Here is a 7386-nt window from a genome sequence, read left to right on the forward strand (position 1 = left end):
CGCCCGCGGCCCCACCGGCGGTGCCGACGCCGATGCCGCACGCGGCCATCGCCTCCTCGGCGGCGACGAGAGCGAAGTCCAGCGCCGGTTCTCTGCCGACGTCCAGCGGCCACGGGTAGGCGGGGATGGCCGGTTCCTGCACCTCCCCGCCGAGGGCGGTGCGGTAGCCGTCCATCGGCAGGTTCTTCACCGGACGGATCGCCACCTGGCCCGCCAGGACGCCCTCCCACAGCTTCGCCACGCCGACGCCCTGCGCCGTCACCGCTCCCAGACCGGTGACGACCACCCGATCGGCGTCACCGGCGGTCTGTGTCCCCTCCGCCATGTCGGGCTCCCCTCCGTCGCTGTCGGAACGGCTGTCGGAACGGCTGTCGGAACGAAAATCGCTACTGGCACGAAGACCGATGCCGGGATCTCCGGGCCGCGGAGCGCTGCCCGGACGGGGACCGCCGGGCGGCGCCGACGGGGTCATGCCGCCCGGCCCAGGGCGGGGCCCGGTCATGCCGCCCGGCCCAGGGCGAGCGCCACCTGCTGGCCCGCCAGGCCGCGGGCGAGCGCGAGCGCGCCGGTCAGCCGGGCCTCGCGGGGCTGGCCGGGTATCCAGTCGAGGTCGCAGCCCGGGTCGGGATCGTCGAGGTTGGCCGTGGCGGGGGCCACGCCCGCCGCCAGCGCCAGCGCGGCGACCGCCACGTTCAGCGCCCCGGCCCCGGCGACGAGATGCCCGGTCTGCGGCTTGACACTGCTCGCCCACACGCGCTCGGCGTGGGCCCCGAGCGACCGGCGGATCGCCTGGGTCTCGCTGAGGTCCCCGAGCGTGGTCGCGCAGCCGTGCGAGGCGATGTAGGAGACGTCCTCGGCGGGCATGTCCGCGTCCCGCAGCGCCGCCGTGATCGCGCGGATCAGCCCGCGGCCGCCCGGGTCGGGCGTGACGACCATGCCGCCGTCGTTACCGGCGCCCACCCCGCGTATCTCGGCGTAGCAGCGGGCTCCCCTGGCCAGCGCGGCCTCGCGCTCCTCCAGGACGAGGAACGCGGCGCCGTCACCGAAGACCGATCCGCTGCGGGCCCGGTCGTAGGGCCGGCAGGCCGCCGCGCCCAGCTCGTTGCGGGACGAGAGCACACCGAGCCCGTCCATCTTCGACATCGACCACCAGGAGGTGGGGTCGTCGAACCCGCCGGCGAGCGCCAGGTCGGCCTCGCCGCGCCGGACCGCGCGCGCCGCGCGTCCCACCGCGCTCGCCCCCGCCTCGGCGGTGCCGGCGAAGTAGGCGTTGGGGCCGAGGAAGCCGTAGGCCTCGGAGATGTAGAACAGCGACGCCGCCTGCAGCCCCTCGACGTAGAACAGCGGTGTCAGTGTGGAGGACGCGACCCGTCCGAGCCGGTGGTAGTCGGCGCTGCCGTCGTCGGCGCGGGCGGCCAGCGCCCCGGCCACCACCCCCTCCGGCCGGGAAAGCTCCTTGTTGCCGCCGACGAAGAGGCCGGCCCGCTCGCCGAAGGGCCGCTCGTCCTCCAGGCCGGCGTCACGCAGCGCGAGGACGGCACCCACCATCGCGATCTCGTCGTTGGGGGTCATCTTGCGCAGCGTCCGGCGGCTTACATACTGTTTTGGGTCTAAATCAACCAGTTGGGCACCCAGCTGGGTGCGCAGTGACGACGGGTCGTAACCGCGCAGGGGCGTCACACCGCCGCGGCCCGCCAGCACCCCGTCCCAGGTGTCCTGGACGCCCTCACCGAGTGCCGTGAGCAGCCCGATCCCGGTGATCACGACTTTTCTCGCGCGCTCGCCGCTCATACCGTCGCCGCCAGCATCGACGGTTCCCGCAGCAGCTCCAGCGCCCGGACGGAGGCGACGGGACGCCCGTCGACGGTGACCGAGGCGGTGCACCGGGCGGTCTGCCCCGCGCGGTCGAGGACCCGCACGGTGATCTCCGCCTGGTCGCCGGGCCGGACGAAGTGGCGGAAGCGCACCACCCGCGCCCCGGACAGCCGCCAGCGTTCCCCCGGCGCGGCCAGCACCAGCCCGGCCAGGGCCACCATGCTCTCGAAGAGCAGCATGCCCGGCAGCACGGGGAAGCGCGGGAAGTGGCTGTCGAAGACGTCCAGCGTCCCAGGAATGTTACGGACAGCTACCGCCTGCCGGCCGTGCTCCAGCTGGACGAGCCGGTCGAAGGCTGTCGGCAGCGGTTCCGAGCCGATGTCGGCGCCGGTCATGATTCCTCCTTGGGGGTACCGACCACCAGGCAGGTGTTGGTCCCGCCGAACGCGAACGCGTTGACCATGACGCCCGACACCGGCATCGGCCGGGCCACCAGCGGGACGTAGTCGAGGTCGAGCCTGGGATCCGCGGTGTCGAGGTTCACCGTCGGCGGGACGACCGAGTGCTGGATGGCACCGAGCGCGGCGAGCAGGTTCAGCGCGGCGCTGGCCGAGGTGAGATGGCCGGTCATCGACTTCGGCGAGCTCACCACGAGACGGTGGGCGTCGGCGCCGAACACCTCCTTGATCGCTGTCGTCTCGGAGGCGTCGTTGCCCGGGGTCCCCGTCCCGTGCGCGACGACGTAGTCGATGCCGGCGGGCCCGAGCCCGGACTCGGCCAGCGCCCGGGCCATCACCTGGATGGCGCCGCGCCCGTCCGGCGGCGAGTCGGTGATCCGGTAGGCGTTCAGGGTCGAGCTGTAGCCGAGGAGCTCGGCGAGGACCGGTGCCCCGCGCGCCCTGGCCGCGGAGAGCTCCTCCAGCACGACGACGACCGCGCCCTCCCCGATGACGAAGCCCGACCGGTCGGCGTCGAACGGGCGCGAGGCCCGCGTCGGGTCGTCGTTGTAACGGTCGGTCAACGCGCCCAGCAGGCTGAAGCCCAGCAGGTCCATCCAGGTGGTCAGGGCGTCGAAACCGCCGGCGAGCATGAGCGTCGCGTCACCGTCCTGGATGTGCCGGAACGCCTCCCCGATAGCGTGCCCCGACCCGGAGCAGGCGGTGCTGACGCTGACCATCGGCCCGGTGCAGGCGGCCAGCCGCGCGATCGCGGCGACCGGCACGTTCTGGTCACGCAGCAGCACGTCACCGGGCGGATGCCGGAAGATCTCCCGGTTGCCGGTGCGTTCCCGCAGGTGGCCGATGTCCACGACCTGCTGGAGCTCCGGGCGTCCGACGCTGCCGCCCATCGCGACGCCGCACTCGTCGGGGTCGTAGGTGGCGGGGGTGACCTTGGCTTCGCGCAGTGCCTCCGCCGCCGCCGCCAGCCCGAACCCGCCGGCCCGCGACAGGTGCCGCCAGCCGGCGGCCTCGGGAACGAGATCACGCAGGGTGAAGTCCCGGACCTGGCCGCCGATGCGGACCGAGAACGTCGAGGTGTCGAAGGTGGTCAGCTCGCCCACCCCGCTGCGGCCGGCGACGAGGTTCGCCCAGGTGGTGGCCGCGTCGTTGCCGACCGGGGTGACCGCGCCCACGCCGGTGATCGCCACCCGCCTCACGGCGCGCTCACCGCCCCGGTCAGCTGGTCGGCCATCCGGGCCGTGGCGGCCGGGTCGTCCAGCCGCTCGGCGTCGATGAGGGCACACATGATGGACGTCGCGGTGAGCACGGTGCGCCCGCCGGCGCTGACCGTCCCGTCCAGGACGGCGACCTCGTCCGAGATCGACACGACCGTGCCGTCGAGCAGCAGCACGTCGCCCGGTGTGACGTCACCGAGGAACGCCACCTCGCCCACGGACAGCAGCGCGGCTCGTTTACGGTGCCCGCTGCTCATCATCACCAGCCAGGTGCCCGCCTGGCAGAGGGCCTCGAGCACCAGCGGCGGCGGCATGACCGGCCCGGTGAGGCCGGCTCGCCAGAACTGCTCCGTGCCGGACGTCACCTTGCGCCCGACGATCCGCCGGTCCGGCTCCCAGGAGTCGATCCGGTCAATGAGATGAAAGCGCATCGGCCGCGCCTGCCTTCCTGTCGGTTCACGCGCCTGTCGGCCCACCGGCCCGCCGGCCCGCCCGCGGGAAAGCCGCGGGAAGCCCGTGGGAAGCACGGTCGTGCTCCTCGCGCGCCGCCGGTGGGCCCCGGCTGCCGGGGCCCCGCGGTCCCGGGTGGTCAGTCGGGACGGCCGGTGCCGAGCACGGCCGCGGCCCCGCCGTCCACGCGCAGCAGCTCCCCGGTCATGTAGTCGGCGTCGGGCCCGGCGACGAAGGCCACCACCCGGGCGATCTGCCCGGGGGTGGCGAACTCCCGCAGGGGGATGCGCCGTTTGATGGCCTTCCCGCCGTCCTTGGCCAGCAGCCCGTCGACGAGATCGGTGGGGACGAAGCCCGGGAGCACGGCGTTGACCCGCACTCCGAAGCGGGCCAGCTCCAGCGCGCAGTTGCGGGTGAAGGCGTTGATCGCCCCTTTGGACGCCGCGTAGGCGGACTCGCCGGTCCAGGCCCGCTCGCCCATCACCGAGGAGATGTTGATGATGACGCCGGCGCGTTCCGCCATGAAGTGGCCCATCGCGGCCTGCGTGCAGTTGAAGACCCCACCGAAGTTGACCCGCATGACCTCGAGCCAGTCCGTCGGCGCCATGGTGTAGATCAGCCCGTCCCGGGTGATCCCCGCGTTGTTCACGAGGATGTGCAGCCCGCCCAGCTCGGCGCGGGCCCGCTCGACCAGCGCGGCCGCCTGCTCGGGGTCCGCGACGTCGGCGGCGAGCGCGACGGCCTTCCCGCCGGCCTTCTCGATCTCCTCGACGACGGCCTGCGCCTCGTCGGCGCGGGACCGGTAGTTCACGGCGACGTGCGCGCCGTCGTCCGCGAGCGCCAGGGCGACCGCGCGGCCGATGCCGCGGGACGCCCCCGTGACAAGGGCGACCTGCCCTGCCAGCTTCGTCACGTCCTTTCCTTTCCTTCCTGTCGTTCTGGCCGGCCGGCCACGTCGGCCGGTGTCACTGGTCGCCGGTCCGTGCCGCCGGTCCGTGCCGTCTCCCGCCGTGGCCATCCGGGCGGAGCGGCCACGGCGGGGTCCCGTTGCCGGATCCCCAGGACGCCGAGCCCCTGGGACGCCGGGCCCTGCCGCCGGATCCCGGTGCCGGGGCGCTCAGGCGTCCACCGTGGCCGTGGCGCGCAGGACCGCCAGGTCGACGAGGTTCTGCACGGTGAACAGGCTCATCACCTGGTCGGCCGGGAGCTTGCCGGCCAGTTCCTCGGTGTCGATCTGCGGCATGGCCTTCTTCAGCTGGGCCAGGCCGACCGGGGTGATGATCTCGTTCTCGTCGCCGAACTCCGAGTCCGGGATGCCGCCCTGAATGTGGTTGCCTATGTCGGACGCCTGGATCTTCACGCCGGTCTTCCGCTCGATACGGAAAAGGATGTCCAGCAGGTCGATCGATTCCGCGCCGAGGTCCCCGATCAGGGTGGACAACGGGGTGACCTCGGTCTCGTCCAGGCCGAGGGCGTCGGCGACGGCCTCCTGGATGGCGGCGGGGAAGGCTGCGGTGTCGGTCATGGGACTGTCCTTTCTTTCATGGAGATCACACAGCGTTGAGATCACACAGCGCGCGGATCACATGGCGTACAGATCACGTGGCATAGGGATCACGTGGTGGGTCGGGAGGTGCTGGCAGTTGTGGCACGGTGCGGGCCGGAGGAATGCCGGCCCGCCGCGGCCGGCGCGCTATGCCGGGACCGCCGGGCGCGGGGCGCCGTGGCCGGCGGTGGCGAGCAGCGCCTCGATCGCCTGGGGACGGGCGGTTCCCAGCGCCCGGACATCCGGGGCGATCCGCTTGGCGAATCCCGTCAGGACCCGGCCCGGCCCGACCTCGACGAGCAGGCTGTGACCGTCCGCCACGGCCCGCCGCACGGTGTCGACCCACCGGACCGGCTCGACGAGCTGCCGCCGCAGCAGCAGGCGCACCTCCTCCGCCCGTCGGACGTAGCCGCCGGTGACGGCGCTGAGCACCGGCACCTGTGGTTCGGCGAACACGTGCCGGTCGAGCTCGGCGCCGAACTCGGCCTCGATGTCGCGCATCAGGGAACAGTGGAAGGGGGCGCCGACGTCGAGCCGCACGATCCGTTCCGCGCCGGCCCGCGCCGCCAGCGCCTCGACCCGCGCGACCGCCTCCGCCAGGCCCGAGACGACCGTCTGCCCGGGGTCGTTGTAGTTGGCGATCTCCACGACACCGGTGCCGGTGACGTCCCGGCACAACGCCTCGACCCGCTCGGCCGGCAGCCCGATGACCGCCGCCATCGCGCCCGGGGTACGGCTGCCCACCTCGGCCATGAGCTCGCCGCGGCGGCGCACCAGGCGCAGCACGGACCGCGCGTCGAGCACCCCGGCGGCGGCGAGCGCCGTGTACTCGCCGAGGCTGTGCCCGGCGACGCCGGACGCCTCGAAACCGCCGGCCCGCAGCACCTCGAGCACCGCCAGGCTGGTCGCGGCGATCGCGGGCTGGGTCACGTCCGTGCGGCGCAGCTCCTCCGCCGAGCCCGACACGCACAGCTTCGTCAGCGGGATGCCGAGGACGTCGTCCGCCATCTCGAAGATCCGGCCTGCGGTGTCCGGGTACCGCCTGACCAGGTCGGCCGCCATCCCGGGCCGTTGGGAGCCCTGTCCGGGGAACATGGCCAGGCAGCGGCTGCCCGGGGCGGGCTCCCCCGCCGCCTCGCCCGCGGCCCGTTCCGCCCCGACGGCCGGTGCCGGTGGGGGCTCCGCGCCGGCGGCCTCCGCGCGGAGAGTATCCACGCCGAGACTCTCCGCGCCGGGGCTTTCCGCGCTGGGGTGGAGGACCGTGGCTGTGGCGGGGATCCGGGTCATCTCGGGGTTCTCCCTTCCGATCGGTTGGCGCGTGCGCCACGAAGGTGGTCGGCGGGTGTGCCGTGGCGGCCGGGCGCGGGCGGCCCGGGTACCACGCGTGGGCCGGGCCCCCAGGCACCGGGCACCGTGCGCGCCACGGCGGGCTGCTCGTCGCGCCACGGCCGGTCCCGGCTCGCGGGCCTGGCCGCTGCCGGCCGCGCGGCGGCCGTCACCGCCCGCAGCGCGATCAGCACGGCGGCGAGTTCCTCGCTGGTGGGGTGGCCCGGGGTCACGGCGATCGTCGCGTCCGCCGGCCCGTCCGCCGGCCCGTCCGCCGTGGCGGGCGGCCGCGCCGCGGCGGGGCACCGGCCGCGGCCGCCGACGGGATCCGGACCGCGGGCGGTCCCGCGCGCAGACTCCGCGGACTCTGTGGCACCGTCGCTCCTTCCCGTTCCCAGTCCCTGGTCCCGCCGGTTCCGCCATCGGTTGTGCCGGCGCTTCGCCGCCGGTTCCGTCGTCTGTCCCGCAACGGTGCCCGCGGCCGGCTTCCCGGCCGGCGCCTCGGGACGGCCGCGCCGCGGAATCCGCCGGGAAGTCACCACGGAATCCGCCGGAAGAGGGCGCCGCGGAATCC

9 protein-coding genes are annotated in these 7386 nt (G+C 74.2%); all 9 read right to left on the reverse strand.

Features of this window, described 5'->3' with window-relative positions; translation table 11 throughout:
* On the reverse strand, nucleotides 1-325 hold a 325-nt coding region (locus AC5LSR_RS14890; protein ID WP_493468591.1), incomplete at its 3' end, for a beta-ketoacyl synthase N-terminal-like domain-containing protein.
* A 173-nt stretch (nucleotides 326-498) separates the two neighbouring features.
* Nucleotides 499-1791 carry a beta-ketoacyl-[acyl-carrier-protein] synthase family protein gene (locus AC5LSR_RS14895; RefSeq protein WP_250286748.1) on the reverse strand — a complete coding sequence of 431 codons (1293 nt, stop codon included), beginning with the start codon at nucleotides 1789-1791 and terminating at the stop codon, nucleotides 499-501.
* The gene (locus AC5LSR_RS14900; RefSeq protein WP_250286750.1) at nucleotides 1788-2210 is read right to left on the reverse strand and encodes a 3-hydroxyacyl-ACP dehydratase FabZ family protein; all 423 of its coding nucleotides are present in this window, start codon (nucleotides 2208-2210) and stop codon (nucleotides 1788-1790) included. The genes AC5LSR_RS14895 and AC5LSR_RS14900 overlap by 4 nt, the downstream gene beginning before the upstream one ends.
* Nucleotides 2207-3472 carry a beta-ketoacyl-[acyl-carrier-protein] synthase family protein gene (locus tag AC5LSR_RS14905; protein WP_250286752.1) on the reverse strand — a complete coding sequence of 422 codons (1266 nt, stop codon included), beginning with the start codon at nucleotides 3470-3472 and terminating at the stop codon, nucleotides 2207-2209. The genes AC5LSR_RS14900 and AC5LSR_RS14905 overlap by 4 nt, the downstream gene beginning before the upstream one ends.
* Entirely contained in the window at nucleotides 3469-3921 is a 453-nt protein-coding gene (locus AC5LSR_RS14910) for a 3-hydroxyacyl-ACP dehydratase FabZ family protein (RefSeq protein ID WP_250286753.1), read from the reverse strand. Before AC5LSR_RS14910 ends, AC5LSR_RS14905 begins: the two co-directional genes overlap by 4 nt.
* Nucleotides 3922-4079: 158 nt before the next feature.
* Entirely contained in the window at nucleotides 4080-4853 is a 774-nt protein-coding gene (locus tag AC5LSR_RS14915) for an SDR family NAD(P)-dependent oxidoreductase (RefSeq protein WP_250286755.1), read from the reverse strand.
* A 204-nt stretch (nucleotides 4854-5057) separates the two neighbouring features.
* The gene (locus AC5LSR_RS14920; protein ID WP_250286757.1) at nucleotides 5058-5465 is read right to left on the reverse strand and encodes an acyl carrier protein; all 408 of its coding nucleotides are present in this window, start codon (nucleotides 5463-5465) and stop codon (nucleotides 5058-5060) included.
* A 168-nt stretch (nucleotides 5466-5633) separates the two neighbouring features.
* The gene (gene fabD / locus AC5LSR_RS14925) at nucleotides 5634-6773 is read right to left on the reverse strand and encodes an ACP S-malonyltransferase (RefSeq protein WP_250286759.1); all 1140 of its coding nucleotides are present in this window, start codon (nucleotides 6771-6773) and stop codon (nucleotides 5634-5636) included.
* Nucleotides 6770-7045: an acyl-CoA carboxylase epsilon subunit gene (locus tag AC5LSR_RS14930; protein WP_493468592.1), complete on the reverse strand. Its 276-nt coding sequence runs from the start codon at nucleotides 7043-7045 to the stop codon at nucleotides 6770-6772. The genes fabD and AC5LSR_RS14930 overlap by 4 nt, the downstream gene beginning before the upstream one ends.
* Between the last annotated feature and the right edge of the window lie 341 nt (nucleotides 7046-7386).

The organism is Protofrankia sp. CiP1_Cm_nod4, from assembly GCF_982290645.1.